The sequence below is a fragment of the Ruegeria sp. CDSC079 genome, from assembly GCF_059610505.1.
The window spans coordinates 402,811-422,933 of record NZ_JBXWNT010000001.1 but is presented as its reverse complement, the minus strand read 5'-3'; the positions used below and the strand labels follow the sequence as shown (position 1 = coordinate 422,933).

20 protein-coding genes are annotated in these 20,123 nt (G+C 56.4%); 8 read left to right on the top strand and 12 right to left on the bottom strand.

What is annotated here, in order from left to right:
* Positions 1–90: 90 nt before the first annotated feature.
* Positions 91–1,224, top strand: a complete 1,134-nt coding sequence (locus AC2FIC_RS02160) for a polysaccharide biosynthesis/export family protein (RefSeq protein WP_496690794.1) — start codon at positions 91–93, stop codon at positions 1,222–1,224.
* The gene (locus AC2FIC_RS02155) at positions 1,224–3,230 is read left to right on the top strand and encodes a capsule polysaccharide biogenesis protein (protein ID WP_496690795.1); all 2,007 of its coding nucleotides are present in this window, start codon (positions 1,224–1,226) and stop codon (positions 3,228–3,230) included. Before AC2FIC_RS02160 ends, AC2FIC_RS02155 begins: the two co-directional genes overlap by 1 nt.
* Here AC2FIC_RS02155 and ribD read toward each other — a convergent pair.
* The 6 genes from ribD to AC2FIC_RS02125 all read right to left on the bottom strand — a co-directional run bounded on the left by ribD (position 3,227) and on the right by AC2FIC_RS02125 (position 6,835).
* Positions 3,227–4,327, bottom strand: coding sequence for a bifunctional diaminohydroxyphosphoribosylaminopyrimidine deaminase/5-amino-6-(5-phosphoribosylamino)uracil reductase RibD (gene ribD, locus AC2FIC_RS02150; protein WP_496690796.1), 1,101 nt, complete (start codon positions 4,325–4,327; stop codon positions 3,227–3,229). The two genes, AC2FIC_RS02155 and ribD, sit on opposite strands and share 4 nt — an antisense overlap.
* Entirely contained in the window at positions 4,324–4,794 is a 471-nt protein-coding gene (nrdR, locus tag AC2FIC_RS02145; RefSeq protein ID WP_142634651.1) for a transcriptional regulator NrdR, read from the bottom strand. The genes ribD and nrdR overlap by 4 nt, the downstream gene beginning before the upstream one ends.
* A gap of 121 nt (positions 4,795–4,915) precedes the next feature.
* Complete coding sequence (locus AC2FIC_RS02140) at positions 4,916–5,329, bottom strand: secondary thiamine-phosphate synthase enzyme YjbQ (protein WP_496690797.1); 414 nt, start codon at positions 5,327–5,329, stop codon at positions 4,916–4,918.
* Between the two features lie 19 nt (positions 5,330–5,348).
* A complete protein-coding gene (locus AC2FIC_RS02135) occupies positions 5,349–5,747 on the bottom strand; it encodes a hypothetical protein (protein WP_142634653.1) in 399 nt (132 codons plus the stop codon).
* 78 nt (positions 5,748–5,825) lie between these two features.
* Positions 5,826–6,329 carry a DUF4166 domain-containing protein gene (locus tag AC2FIC_RS02130; protein ID WP_496728298.1) on the bottom strand — a complete coding sequence of 168 codons (504 nt, stop codon included), beginning with the start codon at positions 6,327–6,329 and terminating at the stop codon, positions 5,826–5,828.
* Between the two features lie 41 nt (positions 6,330–6,370).
* Positions 6,371–6,835 (bottom strand): thiol-disulfide oxidoreductase DCC family protein, encoded by a 465-nt coding sequence (locus AC2FIC_RS02125; RefSeq protein WP_496700002.1) that lies wholly within the window; start codon positions 6,833–6,835, stop codon positions 6,371–6,373.
* 275 nt (positions 6,836–7,110) lie between these two features.
* On the opposite strand from AC2FIC_RS02125, the gene AC2FIC_RS02120 reads away from it, so the two are divergent.
* Positions 7,111–8,118 (top strand): helix-turn-helix domain-containing protein, encoded by a 1,008-nt coding sequence (locus AC2FIC_RS02120; protein ID WP_496690799.1) that lies wholly within the window; start codon positions 7,111–7,113, stop codon positions 8,116–8,118.
* Positions 8,119–8,312: 194 nt separating this feature from the next.
* On the opposite strand, the gene rpoD is transcribed toward AC2FIC_RS02120, so the two are convergent.
* From rpoD to AC2FIC_RS02100, 4 genes are all read right to left on the bottom strand, one after another.
* The gene (rpoD, locus tag AC2FIC_RS02115; RefSeq protein WP_142634659.1) at positions 8,313–10,301 is read right to left on the bottom strand and encodes an RNA polymerase sigma factor RpoD; all 1,989 of its coding nucleotides are present in this window, start codon (positions 10,299–10,301) and stop codon (positions 8,313–8,315) included.
* 114 nt (positions 10,302–10,415) lie between these two features.
* Positions 10,416–12,365, bottom strand: a complete 1,950-nt coding sequence (dnaG, locus tag AC2FIC_RS02110; RefSeq protein ID WP_496700649.1) for a DNA primase — start codon at positions 12,363–12,365, stop codon at positions 10,416–10,418.
* Positions 12,366–12,445: 80 nt separating this feature from the next.
* Positions 12,446–12,742, bottom strand: a complete 297-nt coding sequence (locus AC2FIC_RS02105) for a hypothetical protein (protein WP_142634663.1) — start codon at positions 12,740–12,742, stop codon at positions 12,446–12,448.
* Positions 12,743–12,887: 145 nt separating this feature from the next.
* Positions 12,888–14,318, bottom strand: a complete 1,431-nt coding sequence (locus AC2FIC_RS02100; RefSeq protein WP_142634665.1) for a Glu/Leu/Phe/Val family dehydrogenase — start codon at positions 14,316–14,318, stop codon at positions 12,888–12,890.
* Positions 14,319–14,650: 332 nt separating this feature from the next.
* Here AC2FIC_RS02100 and AC2FIC_RS02095 point away from each other — a divergent pair, with 332 nt between their 5' ends.
* Genes AC2FIC_RS02095 through AC2FIC_RS02085 form a run of 3 tightly spaced genes read left to right on the top strand, consistent with a single transcriptional unit; the run spans position 14,651 to position 17,479 of the window.
* The gene (locus AC2FIC_RS02095; RefSeq protein ID WP_496690801.1) at positions 14,651–16,264 is read left to right on the top strand and encodes a TadE/TadG family type IV pilus assembly protein; all 1,614 of its coding nucleotides are present in this window, start codon (positions 14,651–14,653) and stop codon (positions 16,262–16,264) included.
* Entirely contained in the window at positions 16,261–16,794 is a 534-nt protein-coding gene (locus AC2FIC_RS02090; RefSeq protein WP_496690802.1) for a TadE/TadG family type IV pilus assembly protein, read from the top strand. The genes AC2FIC_RS02095 and AC2FIC_RS02090 overlap by 4 nt, the downstream gene beginning before the upstream one ends.
* Before the next feature lie 4 nt (positions 16,795–16,798).
* Complete coding sequence (locus AC2FIC_RS02085) at positions 16,799–17,479, top strand: TadE/TadG family type IV pilus assembly protein (protein ID WP_496687444.1); 681 nt, start codon at positions 16,799–16,801, stop codon at positions 17,477–17,479.
* A 71-nt stretch (positions 17,480–17,550) separates the two neighbouring features.
* On the opposite strand, the gene AC2FIC_RS02080 is transcribed toward AC2FIC_RS02085, so the two are convergent.
* The gene (locus tag AC2FIC_RS02080; RefSeq protein WP_496690803.1) at positions 17,551–18,021 is read right to left on the bottom strand and encodes a hypothetical protein; all 471 of its coding nucleotides are present in this window, start codon (positions 18,019–18,021) and stop codon (positions 17,551–17,553) included.
* 159 nt (positions 18,022–18,180) lie between these two features.
* Here AC2FIC_RS02080 and AC2FIC_RS02075 point away from each other — a divergent pair, with 159 nt between their 5' ends.
* A complete protein-coding gene (locus tag AC2FIC_RS02075) occupies positions 18,181–19,092 on the top strand; it encodes a pirin family protein (RefSeq protein ID WP_496690804.1) in 912 nt (303 codons plus the stop codon).
* 7 nt (positions 19,093–19,099) lie between these two features.
* On the opposite strand, the gene AC2FIC_RS02070 is transcribed toward AC2FIC_RS02075, so the two are convergent.
* Entirely contained in the window at positions 19,100–19,687 is a 588-nt protein-coding gene (locus tag AC2FIC_RS02070) for a TetR/AcrR family transcriptional regulator (RefSeq protein WP_142634678.1), read from the bottom strand.
* A 100-nt stretch (positions 19,688–19,787) separates the two neighbouring features.
* Here AC2FIC_RS02070 and AC2FIC_RS02065 point away from each other — a divergent pair, with 100 nt between their 5' ends.
* On the top strand, positions 19,788–20,036 hold the full coding sequence (locus tag AC2FIC_RS02065) for a hypothetical protein (RefSeq protein ID WP_496690805.1): 249 nt from the start codon (positions 19,788–19,790) through the stop codon (positions 20,034–20,036).
* Positions 20,037–20,123: the final 87 nt, after the last annotated feature.

Below are 20,123 nucleotides of genomic sequence, written 5' to 3'. Positions count from 1 at the left end.
CACCCCTCTTGATGCTGGCGATTGCAGTTGGAAACAAGTACGCTGCTGGAAACAAAAGACCAAAACCAAGACGTTCGAGGATATTCGGCAGTGCAGCGCTTTCCAATCCGATGGGGACGGGGTGTAACCCTTGCGGCCGCTCTTGGCCTGCTGGCCGCGTGCCAACTACCTAAAACTGGCCCAAACAAATCCGAAATCCTTGCCGGTTCGACCACGAAAGGTGGAAACGCCTATGTTGTTGAGGTTGACGACCGGGTGGCGCAGGTCACGTCCGCAGTGCCTCAATACGGGTTCTCGCAAACCTTCCGTAGCGCTCAGAACCTGACCGCCGACACGGTTCGTCCGGGTGATGTACTGGGCCTGACAATCTGGGAAAACGTGGATGACGGGCTGTTATCCGGAGAGACCGGAGCTTCAACATCCCTGGAAGAGGTACAGGTCGACAGCGAGGGCTTCATCTTTGTTCCCTATGCCGGGCGCCTGCGCGCAGCCGGAAACACGCCGGAACAGCTTCGCATGTTGATCACGGAAAAGCTCCAGGACCAGACCCCTGATCCTCAGGTCGAAGTGCGCCGTATCGCCGGGGACGGATCAACCGTTTCGCTGTCGGGCACCCTGTCCGCGCCCGGGATCTATCCGATCGAACGACCAACCCGCACACTGGCCGGAATGCTGACACGGGCTGGCGGCGTGATCGAAGGGTCCGATATCGCCCTGGTGACACTGATCCGAGGCAATCAAAAAGGGACGGTCTGGTACAATGACTTGTTCCGCAACCCGGAATTTGACGTTGCCCTGCGGGGTGGCGACCGCATTCTAGTCGAAGCCGACAACCGGTCCTATGTCGCCTTGGGGGCGACGGGCGGTCAGTCGCGCGTGGCATTCGACAGTCAGGATCTGTCCGCGCTGGAAGCGCTGGCACAGGTTGGTGGCTTACAGCCCCTGTCTTCGGACCCGACCGGCATTTTCGTTCTACGAAAGGAACGACAGGACATTGTCCGGTCAGTCATGGGAAAACCGGACCTGCAGGGAGAGCAGCGCATGATCTACGTGCTGAACCTGACAGCACCCAATGGCCTTTTCATCGCCCGCGACTTTGTCATCCGCGATGATGACACAATTTACGTCACCGAAGCACCTTACGCGCAATGGAGCAAATCCATCTCGTTGATCGCCGGTGGCCTGACCCCGCTTGCCAATGTCACGACCCTGACAGGCGGATGATGCCCTCCGTTCCACAAGGAACGCATGCCAAGGCCGAACGCAGTCGTCTTTTGGTCTATAATGGCGGATTTCTGACAGCCGCGCGCGTGCGGAGAATTCTGTCACTGACCGGATATGATATCGGCATCGGCACGCCCAAAGGGTCGGATCTGGTGGGTATCTGGGGCAATAGCCCGACGGCACATCGTGGACTGCGTATAGCGACCAAATACAATGCTCCGATCTTGCGCGTAGAGGATGCATTCCTGCGATCTCTGCACTCAGGACGCAGTGGCGAGGCTCCGCTGGGTCTGCTGCTTGATCGCAGCGGTGTGCATTTTGATCCAACACAGCCTTCGGATCTGGAAACACTTCTTGCGACCGACCCGTTGGATAATACGGCCCTGCTGAACCGGGCACGTGGCGGGATGGCGCGGCTGCGCGAACTACATCTGAGTAAGTATTCCGCCTATGATCCCGCGACCCCTGCGCCGGACCCAGGGTATGTCCTGGTTGTAGATCAAGCACGCGACGATGCTTCAGTAAGGGCAAGCGGTGGCGATGAGGCCCGGTTCCGCGAGATGCTGGTTATGGCGCAAGAGGAGAACCCCGGCGCGACCGTTCTGATCAAATCCCACCCCGACACGATCGCAGGGCACCGGCCCGGATATTACTCTGCCGATGATCTGACCGACCGCGTATCCTTTCAGCACAGCGCCATCAGCCCCTGGACCTTGTTAGAGGGCGCTGTGGGCGTCTACACCCTGTCCTCGCAACTTGGGTTCGAGGCCATATTGGCCGGTCACAAACCCCGCGTCTTCGGCCAACCGTTTTACGCCGGATGGGGTCTTACCCAAGACGAAGCCCATTTCCCAAGACGCCAACGAAACCTGACGCGCGCGCAACTCTTCGCCGCCACCATGGTTCTTTATCCCAAGTGGTACGATCCCTATCGGGATCAGCTGTGCGAATTCGAATCCGTGCTGGACACGCTTGAAGGTCTGACCCGCGCCTGGCGACAAGATCACAAGGGCTGGACGGCATCCGGGATGCGGCTTTGGAAACGCAGGCACCTGCAGCACATGTTTGGGTGCGAGAAAAAGGTAAAATTCACGCCTGACGTTCCCGAAATCCCAGATCGTCCCCACATGGTTTGGGCGCGGCACGGCCGTGATATGGAAAACGTCACACGGGTCGAGGATGGCTTCGTTCGGTCCCGTGGGTTGGGGGCCAGCCTTGTGCCGCCTCTGTCGCTGTCGCTGGATGACCTTGGGATCTATTACGACCCGACCAAACCCAGCAGGTTGGAAGAGATGATCGCCAAGCGGGAGACCCTGCGGCCGGATCAGGAATTGCGGGCCGAGCGGTTGGTGACACAGATTATCGCCGGAGCGGTCAGCAAATATAACACCGGCGGCCCGGTTCCGGACTTGCCAAAAGGTCACCGCATTCTGGTGCCCGGACAGGTCGAGGACGATGCCTCGATCCTGTTTGGAACCAGCACCGTTCGCACCAATACTGAACTTCTGCGCACGGCCCGAGAGATGAACCCGACCGCCGTTCTGATCTATAAACCGCATCCCGATGTCGAAGCTGGCCTGCGTGAAGGTGAGGCCGAGGCTGAGGGGCTAGCAGACCTGATCGTCACGAACACCGATCCCGCCGCATTGTTGGGTGAGGTTCAGGAGGTCTGGACCATGACCTCTCTGCTAGGGTTCGAGGCGCTGATGCGCGGATTGCCGGTCACAACGCTCGGCGCACCCTTTTATGCTGGTTGGGGTTTGACGCAGGATTTGGGGTCCGTCCCCGCCCGTCGTGGTGCACGGCCCTCCCTGCTGGGATTGATTCATGCCGCACTGATCGATTACCCGAGGTATCTGGACCCTGTCACCGGCATGCCCTGCCCTCCGGAAGTGGTATTGGAAAGGCTGACAGACGGCTACCAGAGCCGATCTGGCCCCGGCCTTAGACTGCTCTCGAAACTACAGGGCGTTTTCGCAACACAGGCGCATCTCTGGCGCCGTTAGCGCAATGCCCGCGCCCAGCGATGCATCACGTCTTGACCGATGATGCGGGTCTCCAGCAGTTCAAACCGTGGGGCCTCATCCAGACGATCCATACCAAGCGCCCCGATGGCAGGCAATCCTTCGGCACCAATCGCAAGCCCGGCACTGAAGCCGATCAACTCATCAACCAGTTCATCCACCAAAAGCGACGCAGCCAGGGATGATCCGCCCTCGCAAAAGACGCGGGTCAAACCCTCCTGCCCCAACTGCAGCAACAGGTCAGCGGCGTCAATGTGATGATCGCGTAACGCGCAGGGGATAAGCCTTGCGCCCAGTCCTTCCCACGCTTTTGCACGTTCGGCATCCGGTGACGGACCATGGCACAACCACACCGGAATTTTCGAGGCGGTGCGTGCCAGTTGACCCATCAACGGGATATCCAGATGGCGCGAAACGACGACGCGCACAGGCTGACGTTCAATCCCAAGATCCCGAACTGTCAGAGAGGGGTCGTCTACGCGCGCCGTACCTGCCCCAACCATAACGGCATCATGCGTTGCCCGCATGGCATGAACAGCCCGCCGCGAGGTCTGACCCGTAATCCACTGACTATGGCCGCTTTCGGTTGCAATGCGCCCGTCAAAGCTGCAGGCCAGTTTAAGCGTGACAAATGGCCGGCCCTGTTCGGTTTTTAAGAAGAAACCGGCGTGGTCGCGGGCCGCCTGATCGGCAAGGATACCGGTTGTCACGTCAATCCCAGCCTCGCGCAGCATGGCAAAGCCCTGCCCGGCAACACGCGGATCACTGTCTTCGATGGCTGAAACAACACGCGCCACACCGGCCTCAATCAAGGCCTGAGCGCAAGGCGGGGTCTGTCCGTGATGGGCGCAGGGTTCAAGCGAGACATAAGCAGTCGCGCCACGCGCCTGCGATCCCGCCTGTCTTAACGCTTCGGTTTCCGCATGTGGCCGACCACCAGGTTGCGTCCAACCACGCCCAACAATCCGCCCGTCCTGTACGAGTATGCAGCCAACGGATGGGTTGGGCCAGCACGTCCCCTGTCCGCGCCGCCCCAAGGCAAGGGCCAGCGCCATATATCGCTTATCTGTTTCGCTCACTCGTCCGTCGAAGGCTGCGGCGGGCGCAGTTCGTGGACAAACTCCTCGAAATCATCGGCCGCCTGGAAATTCTTATACACGCTTGCAAACCGAACATAGGCAACGGTGTCGATCCGCGCCAGAGCTTCCATAACAATTTCACCGATCTTGCTGGACGGAATGTCGGTATCGCCCATGCTTTCCAGCCGCCGCACAATACCCGAGATCATCTGATCAATGCGTTCCGGATCAATCGGGCGTTTCTGCATCGAGATCCGGATCGAACGTTCCAGCTTGTCTCGATCGAAATCTTCGCGCTTTCCATTGGTTTTGATCACAACCAGATCGCGCAACTGAACGCGTTCATAGGTGGTGAACCGGCCGCCGCAGGCCGGACAGAAACGGCGCCTGCGGATCGCGACATGATCCTCTGCCGGGCGTGAATCTTTGACCTGAGTGTCGATATTTCCGCAAAACGGGCAGCGCATCCGCCGTCTCCTCGTCTCTTGTTCCGCCTCTTTTAGTAAGCGCTGTGGCCCACTTATCCACAACTATAGGGCAGCCTCTAGGATTTGGGTAGTCGGAAATTTTCACCGCTAAATAAAGGGGTCACACGAAATGCGCAGCGACGCGTCGGTTGTGTGATTGGGTCCGGTGTTCAAACAGATAAACGCCCTGCCATGTCCCCAGCATGGGCACCCCTGCGGCGACAGGAATGCCCAAGGACACAGGCAGCAACGCAGCTTTGATATGTGCTGGCATATCGTCTGGCCCCTCATAGGTGTGCCTTAAATACGCCATCGACGGATCATCCGCCGGTGGCACTAGACGTTCGAAAAAGGCCTGCAAATCCGTCCGCACCTCGGGGTCCGCATTTTCCTGAATGGCCAGAGAACACGAGGTATGGCGCACAAACAGGGTCAACAATCCGTCGCGACCGCTTGGGGCAAGCCAGTCTCGTATACCCGAGGTGAACTCATACAGCCCCGGCCCCTGCGTTGAAATTATAAACTCGGTCTGCAAAACGCGGGTCTTACCTTCTTTAATCAAAAATTGGCTGCCGGAAACACAGGCCATTCGCGTTCTGGACGGACCTGCTCTGCCCCGGCTGGAAACCAATGGAAACAAAGCTTGTGCTCTGCTCGACATTTGCTGGAGGGGTCAACGAGAATTGGACCGCCGTGCGGCGACCGGTGGCTTCGCTTGGGCCATATCCACGCACAACATAGATATTCTGCTGCCACCCTGCCCCCAAGCTGCGACGAGCAAAATCTGCAGCAGCGCACCAATAGCCATCCACATCCCTACGCGCGCGCGGGATCACCTCAAACACTTTGTCGTTTACTGCAACAGTCTGAAAACCGTTTGGTGCTGCTGTCACCGCCCCCGGTTCAAACAACGTGGCGGCGGCCAGAACCGCAGATGTGATCACTTTTTTCATAATGCTACTCTCTCATGTTTCTTGATAAATATTAAAGTAGATTGCAGGAGGCCATGGCAAAGCCACCTCACGTTCAATTCAGGCATTGTTCCTATTTACGTGAACCGGCATCAGCCAGCCCCGATATCTGATCAGTTGACCCAACATCGGCATTTCTGCCGAAACATCGAACCGAAACCGGCCTTGATCATCCTGCCATTCTACCGTCGCCGAACGCGGTAAAAGAAAGTTCGGGCATGGCACCCGCAATAGAGTGAGACGCAGGATGTTCAAATGCAGCTTTTGACCTCGAACCTGTGGGCGCATCCAGATGGTCAGCCCTCCGATCCTCTCTTTCACGCACCGCCTGTCTGCGTCGTAGACCAGATGAGACAGCGTCTCATGCCCGCCAAAATCTCTGAACCATTCCCATTCCTGGCCATTGAGTTTGGTTCGAATGCGGACCGTCTGAGTATCTGCAGCGGGAGGAAACCCACCCAACCACAATGACAAAGAGGTCAACCACCCGGTTCCTCTTTGGATGCTGCATAATCCTGTAAACTCTGCCGTTTCACTGTGGAATTTTCGAACCGCATCCGGCACCTCAGAATTGGCAGGAAGAGCCTGCAGAAATGGGTCCGGCCTCACGCATACCCTCCGGGGAAGAACCGCGCTTTCAGGGATGAATCCGGAACCAAGCACGTTTCGAACCGTCCAAAGAATGCAAATCGGTGGCGCGCGATGAAATGATAAAGCGGATCCTTCAAAAACCGCGGAAGAAATCGACAGGCCGACAGAACAGGCCACAAAGCGGGTAAGCTGCGCATTGCAGCAGCAAAAGCATCCAAGCGCTGATGCACAACACCGTCAACGATCACAAGATTGGTTTCAAACTCGTCGGTGGGCAGGCCGAGTTGCCGGTAAAGGCTTTGTCCTATGGGGGACTGGGCAATTACAAACTTGAACCGCTTCTTTGTGTCAGCCCACAGCATGAACCTGAAAAACCGAGAACACAGCACGCATTCTCCATCAAAAACGATGAGGTTCTGCTCGGTTCCCACATCTGAGATCGCCCGGTCTTGCATTGGATACCAGATCAATTTCGCCACAACCGGACCGTGCCATTGAAGGGTAAAATCCGCAATGCGACACGTAGGTTTTCAGATGAAACGTGCCGGGGAGCCACCGATCGCTAGTCTGAGACGACCGGAGCTCTACCCTCATCCCCACAAGGTGCTGACCCGACAACACGAGGTAACTATGCCTTTGCGTTGCTATATCCTTGCTGAAAAGTGCCAGAAACTTGTGAAAACCTGCCAGATGGGTTTGCCTGCACCCGTGCAAACTGGGTTCAAATTTTTCGCGAAAGCATTAAGAATTGGATATGGAGCTTGATATTGCCAGAATTCAACACCTGACCCGAACGGTAGATGAGCGTTCGGGCGGCCCAGAGTTAGCAGACCAGCTTTTGGAAGGCAGCGGTCTAAGCCGAGCGGCAATCGCTCCCCCCACTACAGTCTACAGTGCGCAAACTGAGGCGATGTTCATCAGATATGCCTGCGACGCTATGCGCGACATAACTTTTGCCGCCTATGCGGGTTCGAAAGTCAGTTCGGCCTCTAGTATTACGGCCTATATCAGCAAGTACTCTCGTGACCTCCGACAGGTGTTTGAAAACACAACCCGCTTCTCTCGCATCATAGATCCCACAATCACCTTCAGTCTGCGCCATGCCGGGAACTTTGTGTCCTTCGAGGCGGAATGGGAAGACGCAAGTTTTGCCCGGTATCATAGACGCACAGAGTTTTTGATGTTTGGGACGCTGGCGCGAATGCGGAACCTGACGCAGTCAGACTTCCACCCCATAGCAATTCGCTTTCAACACGAGGTTGGAGAGAAAAGAAATCTATTTCAAAAGCTTGCAGGATTTTCGGTAGAATTTGGAGCAGAAAACCTAGAGATTGTTCTGTCGCCTTCATCTCTGGATCTTCCCGTGCCCACATATGACCCGATGCTTCGAGAGCATCTGATTGAGTACGGGGAACGCGTCCTGGCAGAACGGGCTTCGCCTAAGCAAAAATTGCGGGCGCAGGTCGAGGGTCTGATTACACGTTCGATGCCGGGGAATTTTCCGCAATCCGATGACATAGCCGCCAATCTCGGCATGAGCCCGCGAACATTTGCGCGTCGGCTAAAAGATGAAGGGTCAAGCTATCGAGAGATCGCAGACGATCTGCGCTGTGATCTGGCCCAAACTTTCATCACCAACGGTATGCAGCTATCTGAAATTGCATTCTCACTTGGCTACGCAGACCAACCCGCCTTTTCCACCGCTTTCAAACGGTGGACGGGTCGCGCGCCCAGCGCTTTTCGCAGCCGCCTGGATCCTTGATCGTAACTTTGAGGTAGCCGGGGGTCGTCAGCCTTGCAGCCTCGCCCCGGCCCGTCCCATGAGTGGACATTGCGGATATAGGAAGACGCGCAGCGGGATTCTTGTGAGTTCTCGCCAAATTGATGTTTCTACAAGCCACCGTGAACATTGGTTTCAAACGAAAAAGGCGCCTCGGTCGAGGCGCCTTTTCTAGGTTACTGATCCAGGAACGACCGCAACTTTCGCGACCTGCTGGGGTGTTTCAGTTTTCGCAGCGCCTTCGCCTCGATCTGGCGGATACGTTCGCGAGTCACGCTGAACTGTTGGCCGACCTCTTCCAGGGTGTGGTCCGTGTTCATACCGATGCCAAACCGCATCCGCAGAACCCGTTCTTCCCGCGGGGTAAGTGAGGCCAGAACACGCGTGGTCGTTTCCTTGAGGTTTTCCTGAATAGCACTGTCCAGCGGCAGCACAGCATTCTTGTCCTCGATGAAATCGCCAAGCTGGCTGTCTTCTTCGTCGCCAATCGGCGTTTCCAGGCTGATCGGTTCCTTGGCGATCTTCATCACCTTGCGGACCTTCTCCAGCGGCATCTGCAGCTTTTCGGCCAGTTCTTCCGGCGTCGGCTCGCGGCCGATTTCATGCAGCATCTGACGTCCCGTCCGAACCAACTTGTTGATCGTCTCGATCATATGGACTGGGATACGGATCGTGCGTGCCTGATCCGCGATGGACCGGGTGATCGCCTGACGGATCCACCAGGTGGCGTAGGTCGAGAACTTATACCCGCGGCGGTATTCGAACTTGTCTACGGCCTTCATCAGGCCAATGTTACCTTCCTGAATAAGATCAAGGAATTGCAGACCACGGTTCGTGTATTTTTTGGCGATCGAGATCACCAGACGCAGGTTGGCTTCGACCATTTCTTTCTTGGCCTGGCGCGCCTCTTTCTCGCCTTTCTGGACCTGCTGTACGATGCGGCGGAATTCGCTGATGTCCAGGCCAACATATTGCCCGACCTGAGCCATATCGTTGCGCAGTTCCTCGACCTTGGAGGTCGAGCGTTCGATGAACATCTGCCAGCCCCGGCCCGGCTTTTCAGCCATCTCGGCCAGCCAGTTCGGGTCCAGTTCACGCCCACGATAGGCGTCCACAAATTCGCGACGGTTGATGCGGGCCTGATCCGCCAGCTTCACCATCGAGCTGTCCAGCGACATGATCCGACGATTGATGCCATAGAGCTGGTCGATCAAAGCATCGATCCGGTTGTTGTGCAGATGAAGGCCGTTCACCAGCTCGACAATCTCGGCGCGCAGCTTCTGATAGGTCGCTTCGTCCGTGTCGCTGAATGTGCCGTCTTCGTTCAGGGTTGCCGAAATCCGGCTGTCCTGCATTTCGCTCAGCATCGCAAAATCAGTCGAAATACGCTCGAGCGTAGTCAGAACCTGATCTTTCAGAGCAGCTTCCATAGCAGCCAGCGACATGTTCGCCTGCTCGTCTTCGTCATCGTCATCATCGGTCGCAATCGGGTTGCCATCGGCATCCAGCTCGGGGCCTTCTTCTTTGGCGGGCTTTGCGGCCTGCACGGTCGAAGTGTCGACGACCGGCTCTTCGACATCGCCGTCTTCGTCCATCTGATTGCCGAAAGTGGCCTCCAGATCAATGACGTCGCGCAGCAGAATGTCTTCGGACAGCAATTCATCATGCCAGATCGTAATCGCCTGGAAGGTCAGTGGGCTTTCACAAAGCCCCAGGATCATCGTATTACGACCAGCCTCGATCCGCTTGGCGATAGCAATCTCGCCCTCACGGCTGAGCAGTTCGACCGAACCCATTTCGCGCAGATACATGCGCACCGGGTCATCGGTACGATCAAGCTTTTCTGCGGCGGCACCGGCCAGCGTGACCTCACGGTTGCTTTCCGTTGTGATCAGGTCGGTCGAGCCTTTATTCTCTTCCTCTTCCGCCTCTTCATCTTCGATGATGTTGATCCCCATCTCGGACAGCATCGACATAACGTCTTCGATCTGTTCCGAGCTGACCTGATCAGGCGGCAGGACCTGATTGAGCTGGTCGTAGGTGATGTAGCCTTTCTCACGAGCCTCGGCGATCATCTTCTTGACCTGAGTCTGGCTCATGTCCAGCGAGATTTCCTGTTCCTGCTCGTCGGATTTGCTGTCTTCGTTTGTATCCTTGGCGGCCATTCAATGCTCCTGCAGGGATGGGTGATTCGATTGAACCGAATCATTAGCGCGTTGAAGTGATTCGGCCACCCGTTTACCTGTTTTTCTTTTCCAGTGCCTTACGAAAACACCACATTACCGGCGTTTTCGCTCGAAATTGATACCTGACATGATTGCCTTAAACGCATCCTTCTCGTCGCGGTTGATTCGCGCACCATTGTCAGCGATGTCGAAAACGGCCCTGTCTTCATTCTGGCTTCGGCTTGTTCTGTTGCGCTCTTCGGCAGCTTGCGCCAAGCGATAGGTCAACGCTTCATCGTCCAGATCAGACAGCTCCTCTGCGGCTTCGGCAATCTCTGCGTCCAGACCCCTGAGAGCTTTGATTTTGGCGAGTTCCTCAGCCAATGTCATTTCGGCCTTTTCAACGTCGCCCGGTTTATTCACGCAGGGGATCACTGCGACATGGCGAAGGGCCAGCAAGTTTTCAAGGGCGTGATGTCCCAAAGTTTCCGCAATATGTTGTTTGAGGTTCTCAGGATCATCTATCGCGTGCCGCAGAATGGCATCGCGCAGGCCAGCGTGATCTTGGTCACGGCACTCCATTTCTTCCAGTTGGTGTTCAAACTGCACCACGACTTGGGGGTTCAATGCGGCGATGGCCAGAATGGCGGCTTCGCGCATCTGGATATCGGCATTGTCGGATGATGCCAGGAATGACGCCCGCGCGCCCGGTGTGGCCGGTTGCGGCTGGGGCTTCCATTTCCCGCGTGTTTGCCAGGTACGGTTTTGTGGCTGCCTTTGAGGGCGAAACAGCTGCCAGCGCAGGTCTTTGATCTCTTGCCCGTAATGCGACCGGATCGACGGGTCACGGATCAGCTTGATCTTGTCGCGCAAGACCTTGTCCAAAGCTGCTTTGCGTTCGGGGCTGTCGAACACCTTGCCTTCGGTTTCGCGCTGCCAGAGCAGCCTGACCATCGGCATTGCGCCTTCCAACACCGCCTGCACGGCTGCCGGTCCTTCCGCCCGCAATAGGTCGTCAGGGTCTTTGCCCTCGGGCATCAGCGCAAAGCGCAAGGACTTTCCTGCCTCAAGCAGCGGCAGGGCCAGATCGACCGCCCGCATCGCAGCACGCAAACCCGCCGTGTCGCCATCCAGCGCAATGATCGGCTCGTCCGAGATACGCCACAGCAGTTGCAACTGATGCTCGGTGATTGCGGTGCCCAATGGGGCCACCGATGCGCCAAAACCGGCCTCGGCAAGCGCGATCACATCCATATATCCTTCGGCCACGATCAATGGCTGCCCTTTGCCGGCAGCCTGCCGCGCGGGGCCTTGGTTATAGAGGCTGCGCCCCTTGTCGAACAGTTCGGTTTCGGGCGAGTTCAGATATTTCGCATTGTCATTGGGGTCCATCGCCCGGCCACCGAACGCAATGCAACGCCCGCGCGGATCCCGGATCGGATACATGATCCGGTTCCGAAACGTGTCATAGGGCTTTTTACCTTTGTTCGAGGGTTTCGCCAGACCCGCACCAAGGATCAGATCTTCGGCCACGTTCTTGCCGCGTAGGTGATCCCAAAGCGCCTGCCAACCGTCGGGAGCAAAGCCGATTTCCCACCGATCCAGCGCCTGCACTTTCAAGCCGCGCCGCGCCAGATAATCGCGCGCCTCCCCACCTGCCCCTGTTTTCAGTTGCAACCGAAAGAACTGCACCGCCTGTTCCATCACCTCGGCCAGTTGCGTGCGACGATCCTGTTTCTCTTGCGCCTTGGGGTCACGTTCTGGCATCGGCATTCCGGCTTCACGCGCGAGAATTTCGACCGCTTCGATGAACGAGACATTCTCGGTCTCTTTCACGAAGCTGATCGCATCCCCTTTGGCATGGCAGCCAAAGCAGTAATAGAAACCCTTTTGGTCATCGACGTGGAACGATGCTGTCTTCTCGTGATGGAACGGGCACGGAGCCCACATGTCGCCCTTGCCCTGATTGGACTTGCGCTCGTCCCACATGACTTTGCGCCCGACGACCTGAGACAAGCTCAGCCGGGTGCGCAACTCATCCAGAAAACCGGGTGGTAATGACATGGGTTAAACCTGACAGAAACGGCAACGCGCGCCAAGGGGAAGGCGCGCGTTTGTCCGCAAAGAAATCGCAAGGTTTTGGATTACTGCTGCAGGCACAGCTCCATCCACGTGGCGCCGAGATCCTTTTTGCGCACATCGCGCATCTTCTGCTCATAGACCCAAGGGGTGATCAGCGGGATCGCGGCATTATAGTTCGCGGGCCAGGTCGGACCTGTATCGGCCACGGCTTGCGGCACGTCGCGCTCTTTCACGCGGTCAAGTCGCGCCTGCTGGATCGCCGCCACGACATCCGCCTGATGCTGGCAGCTTTGTTCTTTTGTTTCCTGAGCAGCCAGAGGTGTGGCCAGTAAAATAGCCGCAACGGCAATACGCAACATGGTGGTCTCCGGGATTCGTTCTCGTCGCTGAAGTCTACTGCCGGGCGCGGATGCGCGCCATCGTCGAATTGCATCTTGCGCAGCCCTGTTGCGCCTTGGTCCTGCGGGCGATGGATCAGATGCCAACCGCCCGCAGAGAGTATTGTCAAAGCCCCTTAGCGCGGTAGCTTTTCGAGACACGGTCAATGGCCACGATGTAGGCCGCGGTCCTCAGATCCTCGACATCGTCGCGACTGTGCCAGACTTCACGCATCGACTGGTAAGCAATCCGCATGGTGTCATCGAGCCCCGAACGAACCAGCTCAAGCTCATCCGCACCTTTCAGGTATTTCGCCTTGAAGTTCGGAGACATGGACCAGGCATCGCCCAGATAGCGGTCCAGCCGTTCCAGTTCACTGACGATCAGCTCGTGCCGCGACTCTTCCTGGCGACGCTGCATGCGGCCAAACCGGATATGGCTTAGGTTCTTAACCCATTCGAAATACGAAACGGTCACACCGCCAGCATTTGCGTACATATCAGGAATGATCACGACGCCCCTATCGCGCAGAACTTCGTCTGCACCAGCTGTTACCGGGCCGTTTGCAGCTTCGATGATCAACGGGGCCTTGATGCGATCGGCATTATCAAGGTTGATCACACCTTCCAGCGCCGCCGGGATCAGGATGTCGCACTCTTCTTCCAGCACAGCCCCGCCCTCGGCGGAATGGGTGGCGTCGGGATAATCGCTGACGCCGCCATGCTTGACAATCCATTGGCGAACCGACTCGACGTCAATCCCGTCCGGATTATACAGCGCTCCGTCCCATTCAATGATGCCCACGATACGTGAGCCGTCTTCCTCGCTCAGGAACTTGGCAGCGTGGTAGCCCACATTTCCCAGACCCTGAACAATAATGCGCTTGCCGTCCAACTTGCCCGACAGCCCTGCCTTTTGAATGTCCTCAGGATGGCGGAAAAACTCGCGCAGCGCATATTGAATGCCGCGGCCCGTGGCCTCGACCCGTCCGGCAATACCGCCAGCATTCAGCGGCTTGCCTGTCACGCAGGCGCGCGCGTTGATGTCAGTTGTATTCATCCGGGCGTATTGGTCCGCCATCCACGCCATTTCACGCTCACCCGTCCCCATATCCGGGGCTGGCACGTTCTGTGACGGGTTGATCAGGTCGCGCTTGGCCAACTCATAGGCGAACCGGCGGGTGATCTGTTCAAGCTCATGCTCTTCGTATTGGCGTGGGTCGATACACAACCCACCCTTTGATCCGCCAAACGGCGTTTCGACCAGAGCACATTTATAGGTCATCAGCGCCGCAAGCGCTTCGACTTCGTCCTGGTTGACCGCCAAGGCAAAGCGGATACCGCCTTTCACCGGCTCCATATGCTCAGAATGCACCGATCGATATCCGGTGAATGTGTGTATGTCACCGCGCAGCCGGACGCCGAAGCGTACAGTGTAGGTGGCGTTGCAGACCCTTATCTTTTCTTCAAGGCCCGGAGGCAGATCCATCAGGGACGCTGCCCTGTTAAACATTAGATCTACACTCTCTCGAAAGCTGGGTTCTTTTGTGGCCGTCATTTAAACCTCCGTGCCGGCGAACGACTTGCGTTCTGACGTTTTGTCGCACCCCTTTGCTAAACGATCAATGTTTAAGCAGAAATAAAATCTCAAGTTACGGGGAAATATTCGAACTCTGGCTGAGTCGCCAAACCCAGACATTATCCGCCGAATTGTTCACGCATCGAATACAGCCCCGCGCGACAGTCCGGAATTATCCCTCAATTTCCCTCAAACCAGCCAAAACTGGGCCCTTTTCGCCCAATTCCCGCCACGTTTCGCAGTTAATTTCCATACGTTAACTTTTCCTTAGCAGCTTTGGATGTCTGCTCAGCGAGGTCTGCAAGATGAAAATGCCCAAGTTTCTACGCGAAAGCAAAAGCGGCGCTAAATCCGCGCTAAGCGCGCGCCGGTTCGCAAAAAGCGAAGACGGTACATTCACAATCTTTGTATTGTTGGGTTTCCTGGTGATCTTCGCTTCGACCGGAGCTGGCGTTGACCTAATGAATTTCGAACGCGACCGCGCCAATCTGCAATCAACATTAGACCGCGCCGTTCTTGCGGCCGCTGACCTTGATCAGAAAAAGCCCGCACGCGAAATTGTCGATGCCTATTTCGAGAAGGCCGGCCTGGGCGGTAAAATCACTTCCGTCGTGGTAGAAGAAGGCTTTGGATCACGCAAAGTATCAGCCACCGCCGAAGCGACCATCAAAACCCACTTTATGCATTTCTCTGGCGTCAAGAACTTAACCGCGAACGCGGCCAGCACGGCCATCGAAAGCATTGGTGCTGTTGAAATCTCGCTGGTTCTCGACATCTCAGGCTCTATGAACAACTATTCGCGTTCTGGCGGGAAGAGCAAAATTGCCCTTCTGCAGGATGCGGCCACTGAATTTGTCACGCTGATGCTGGATTCAGATGATCCGAACCGCACGGGCATTTCGATCTCGATCGTGCCTTACGCGACTCAGGTCAACGCGGGTGAACCCATCCTGAGCAAATTCACCAACGTTACAGCAGAGCACAACTACTCCCATTGTGTGAACTTTATCCCGGAACAGTATAGCGACGCGGACCTAGAGCGTGATGACAGGCTGGAACGCACTGCGCATTTTGACCCCTTCACCTATTCCGAAGGCTCGATCAGAACACCGGTTTGCCCGGTCCGCGATGGCAGTGCGATTACGCCTGTTACCGATAATCTGGAGGCATTGACCAACCAGATCAAGGCGTTGACTGCAACCGGGAACACCTCGATAGATGTCGGCATGAAATGGGGCGTGGCCTTCCTGGACCCAAGCGTTCGTGGCATTGTGAGCGACCTGGCTGACGACAACATCGTTCCAAATCACTTCCGGACCCGCCCGTCAGACTATAACTCGGACATCTTGAAAATTGTAATCGTAATGACCGACGGTCAGAACACGGACCAGTATATGCTGAACCCGTCCCTTCGGGAGGGCTTGTCGGATGTCTGGTACAATGCTGAGGCCTCCGAATACACAGTCTACCATTCGCAGGGTCGGCCTAACTTTTTCTGGCCACAGCAGAACACATGGGCGGACCATCCGTTCGGCAATCCTGATCCAGAGACACCAGCCAACGAAGAATTGGGTACGGCTGTTCGCCTGACCTATCCAGAACTTTTCAACCGTGTGTCTTTGGCCTGGAATGCAAGATATAACTATTACTGGCAGTCAAGTGCATGGGCCGAGTGGTACTCGAAAGCGTATGCCAAAGTTGAAACTTCGGCCAAGAACCAGCGCACCAAGCATATTTGTGACGCAGCCAAAGATGAGGGCGTCATTGTCTATGGCATCGCCTTCGAAGCACCCAGAGCCGGGTACAAAACCATCAAGGACTGTGCCAGCTCGGACAGCCATGTATACAATGTGAACGGTCTGGACCTGGAAGACGCATTTGCTTCTATCGCGTCGTCGATCAGAAAACTGCGGTTGACCCAATGATCGGAGCCCTTGTTTCAAAGCTGCGAAGCCTGAAACGCAGGGAAGATGGGGCGGTCACCGTCGAGTTTGTGATCATCTTCCCGGCTTTCATGTTCTTCATCCTGAGTGCGATGGAGTATTCGGTGGTCACCTTGCAGCAGGCGATGTTAGAGCGGGCTGTGGACCAGACAGTTCGCGACATTCGCCTCGGCACGGGCACCAACCCAACGCATGATCAGATCAAAGATACGATCTGTGATCGCGTCGTAGTGATCAAACGCTGTACCACCAACTTGCAGCTGGAGATGCTGCAACAAAGCGCGTTTGTCGGGTTGAACCTTCCGCCTGTTCCGGATTGCACTGACAATTCTGAAGAAGTGAACCCAGTTCGCGCTTTCGAAAATGGCCTTTCGAACGAGTTGATGATCCTTCGGGCCTGCGCAAAGGTCGATCCGATTTTCCCTACATCGGCGATGGGGCGTATTTTGTCGGATGAATCAGGCCAGATCGAACTTACCGCGACAACTGCCTTCGTACAGGAGCCTCTGTAAGCCTATGTTTTTCATTTCAAAGCTCCGGAATCTTCTGAAATCCAAGACGAAAGACGAGAGTGGGGTACTCACGGTTGAGGCTTTGCTTGTCTTTCCGATGCTGGTTTGGACGATCACAGGCGCTTTCACGTATTTCGACGGCTTCCGCCAAAGCGCATCTAACCTGAAAGCGGCATATACCGTTGGCGATTTGATCTCTCGCGAGACCGGCACGATCACGGACACTTATATCACCTCATTGCATTCGCTGCTGGTGGCGATGGTCAACAACCGATCACAGATGAATCTGCGCGTGTCGCTGGTTGTGTTCGACGAACAGGATGATCGTCATTACGTCAGATGGTCAACCGCGCGCGGTTACGACAGCATCTGGACCGACGACAATATCGACCGCATGCGTGATAACCTGCCGCCTATGCCGAACCAGGACACACTGATCATTGTTGAAACGGCGAATGCTTACATTCCGGTCTTTGACTCGATCTATGGGGTGGATTTCCTCAAAGGCGAACATGTCTTTGAAAATTTCGTCTTTACACGCCCACGCTTTACCAATGAGGTTGCGGCAAATGTGTCGGGCGTTGTTGAAATTGAGGAAAATCCCGACGGGTCTGGCGAGATCGGTGAAATCGAGGACCCTGGCACAGGGGATTCCGGTGCGAGTGCGGAAAGCGCAACGAACTAGGACAGGGTGGGTTGGCATCTTAGTGCCTTCCACCCCGCCTTCGAATAACGAGGTGGCGCTGAAGGTCTGACCTAGCCGCGTTCTGCCACCATCGCAGACAAAATCTCGGACATGAATTTGGTTTCGGCGGCGGATGTCATGCCGCCTATGCCAACGCGGCGTCCCAAGCGCCACCACAGCCCCGGCGCCCATCTATTTGCACCTGATTGCCGGGTTGTTACCAGAAAGCCATTCGACGGCTTGAAGGCAAACGCACCTCTTTCGACGGTTTCAATGTCTTCTATTGCGGCGATCGGCTGCCCTGCCCCGGTTCTCAGCTCGGTCTCAGTCAGCTCGATCCAATCCGAGGTTGCCTGCCACATGCGATAGGCCAGCCAGAAGGACGCCGCGCCTACCACAAACAGGAATGCCTGCCAGGATGGCTCCGGCGGCGCGGCAAGCGCGACGAAAACAACCAGAAAGCCCACGGTCGACAACATTCCGACACCCATCCACCGCCTGGGTGATGAGGCTTTGACCACGGCCAGAACTTCTTGTTGCATTTGCTGCTCTCCCACTTTGCAGTTGGGTTTAGCCACTTTCCCAGCCAAACAACAGAGGCGAACGCACCTGCTGAATTTCGCACAGGTTGCGTGTTTCAGCGCAAATTGACCCGCCATGGCGGTGCGGTACATCTTCCCCATAGCAACAGGAGCGCAGCAATGTCCCTCAGACCGACTTTGGAAACCCGAAAGGCCATACCGACGATGGAGGGGGCCGGCGTTAAACTGCACCGCGCTTTCGGCTTTCAGGACCCGTCAGAACTGGATCCTTTTTTGCTGTTCGACGACTTTCGCAATGAACGCCCGCAGGACTATCAGGCTGGATTTCCATGGCATCCGCATCGCGGGATCGAGACGATCACCTATGTCCTGTCCGGCTCGGTTGAGCATTCGGATTCACTTGGCAATAACGGAACACTTGGCGCGGGTGATGTGCAGTGGATGACGGCAGGGTCCGGAATCCTGCATCAGGAAATGCCCAAGGGGAGCCAAACCGGCCAAATGCACGGGTTTCAGCTGTGGGGCAATCTACCCGCGGCCCAAAAGATGACAACACCGCGATATCAGGACGTGCCGCGCAAAGAGATCCCTGAAATCACAGACGATGACGGAACCGTTGTCCGCGTGATCGTGGGGACGTTTTGGGGCAAGACAGGCCCAGTCGACGGCATCGCCGCCGACCCTCAGTATCTGGACATCCAAATTCCGGCAGGCGTGAAGAAGACCTTCCCCATAGACACCTACCGTCGCGCATTTGCATATGTATTCGAAGGCGCGGGCGCCTTTGCTGATGCCTCGCGGCCTGCGGGGGTCCTTTTGGAAAAAGAAGTTGACGGCCAAGAGGTGAACATTCGTGACATGTCGGGAGACCGAACACTGGTTCGGTTTGGGAGTGGTGACGAAGTGACCGTTCAGGCAGGTCCGGAGGGTGTCCGGTTCCTGCTGATTTCCGGCGCACCGATCAATGAGCCGGTCGCGTGGCACGGCCCCATCGTCATGAACACCCGGACCGAGCTGGAACAGGCTTTTCGCGAATTGCGCAACGGGACGTTTATTCGGCCGGCACATTGACTGCCCCTTAAGCAGTCATCGCCTTTCGGACCATGTCCCAATAGACGGCTTCAACCTCGTCCAGCGAAAGCCTCCCACCGGCGCGATACCACGTCATGACGCCGTTCAGCATGGCGATGACCGCCAATGTCGCAATCTTCGTATCCGCGACCGCAAAGATACCCGCCCGCTGACCTTCGCGCAAAATGGCCTCAAGCCCGTCTTCATACTTGCGGCGCAGATCCTCTATTTCGGCGAAGTTTTCGGGCGTGAGGTTCCGAAGTTCCATATAGGCGATGAATACCTCGTCAGGGCGCTGCAGGTGGAACCGGATGTGAAATCCGACAAACCGACGCAAAGCATCCTGCGGATCGCCAGTTTGCTTTTGCTCGCCATAGGCGGACAACAAATCCTGCATATGGTCGCGCATCAAACGGAACAGAAGGCTCTGCTTATCCGGGGTGTAATTGTACAATGCCCCGGCCTGCACCCCAACCTCGCCCGCAATTTTCCGCATAGAAACAGCAGCATACCCATGGCGCGCGAAAAGCCGAAGCGCTGCCTGCCGGATACGCGGGCCGGTAATGTCCGAGTGTGAGCCTTGTGTACGTGCCATGTATCCACCATATCTGAACGGATGTTCAGATAGAAGCCCGCTTGAAACGACCGGACAAAAAGTGCATCACGGATGCCAGTTGCCACAATAAGGTTTCATCATGAAGCCCCTTCTTCTTCTGCCCCTAGTTTTGCTCTGCCTAGGATGCACCAATTTTCCCGAGCTGAAAGACCGCGAAGGGCCAAATGTGCAATCGGCCCCCTACCCCAAATTAACCCCACTGGCAGATGTTTTCGCTGTGCCTGTTGACCCGCTGTACGAAGCGGTAGAGGTCGAAAGTGAACTGACCGACCGCAGCAGGGCGTTGAAGAAAAAGGCAACGGCATTGCAAAACGCTCAGACCATTTAATCCTCAGGATTTCTGCCGCCCAGCATGGGTGTCGCGGATTGCGCCTCGGCGCCGAACCCGCTAAGGCAGCGGGAACGGGGAAACACC

Coding starts and splice junctions, on each gene's coding strand:
- AC2FIC_RS02155 (WP_496690795.1), top strand. CDS start 1,224: ATGCCCTCCGTTCCACAAGGAACGCATGCCAAGGCCGAACGCAGTCGT.
- nrdR (WP_142634651.1), bottom strand. CDS start 4,794: ATGCGCTGCCCGTTTTGCGGAAATATCGACACTCAGGTCAAAGATTCA.
- AC2FIC_RS02135 (WP_142634653.1), bottom strand. CDS start 5,747: ATGAAAAAAGTGATCACATCTGCGGTTCTGGCCGCCGCCACGTTGTTT.
- AC2FIC_RS02120 (WP_496690799.1), top strand. CDS start 7,111: ATGGAGCTTGATATTGCCAGAATTCAACACCTGACCCGAACGGTAGAT.
- rpoD (WP_142634659.1), bottom strand. CDS start 10,301: ATGGCCGCCAAGGATACAAACGAAGACAGCAAATCCGACGAGCAGGAA.
- dnaG (WP_496700649.1), bottom strand. CDS start 12,365: ATGTCATTACCACCCGGTTTTCTGGATGAGTTGCGCACCCGGCTGAGC.
- AC2FIC_RS02105 (WP_142634663.1), bottom strand. CDS start 12,742: ATGTTGCGTATTGCCGTTGCGGCTATTTTACTGGCCACACCTCTGGCT.
- AC2FIC_RS02100 (WP_142634665.1), bottom strand. CDS start 14,318: ATGACGGCCACAAAAGAACCCAGCTTTCGAGAGAGTGTAGATCTAATG.
- AC2FIC_RS02095 (WP_496690801.1), top strand. CDS start 14,651: ATGCCCAAGTTTCTACGCGAAAGCAAAAGCGGCGCTAAATCCGCGCTA.
- AC2FIC_RS02090 (WP_496690802.1), top strand. CDS start 16,261: ATGATCGGAGCCCTTGTTTCAAAGCTGCGAAGCCTGAAACGCAGGGAA.
- AC2FIC_RS02085 (WP_496687444.1), top strand. CDS start 16,799: ATGTTTTTCATTTCAAAGCTCCGGAATCTTCTGAAATCCAAGACGAAA.
- AC2FIC_RS02080 (WP_496690803.1), bottom strand. CDS start 18,021: ATGCAACAAGAAGTTCTGGCCGTGGTCAAAGCCTCATCACCCAGGCGG.
- AC2FIC_RS02075 (WP_496690804.1), top strand. CDS start 18,181: ATGTCCCTCAGACCGACTTTGGAAACCCGAAAGGCCATACCGACGATG.
- AC2FIC_RS02070 (WP_142634678.1), bottom strand. CDS start 19,687: ATGGCACGTACACAAGGCTCACACTCGGACATTACCGGCCCGCGTATC.
- AC2FIC_RS02065 (WP_496690805.1), top strand. CDS start 19,788: ATGAAGCCCCTTCTTCTTCTGCCCCTAGTTTTGCTCTGCCTAGGATGC.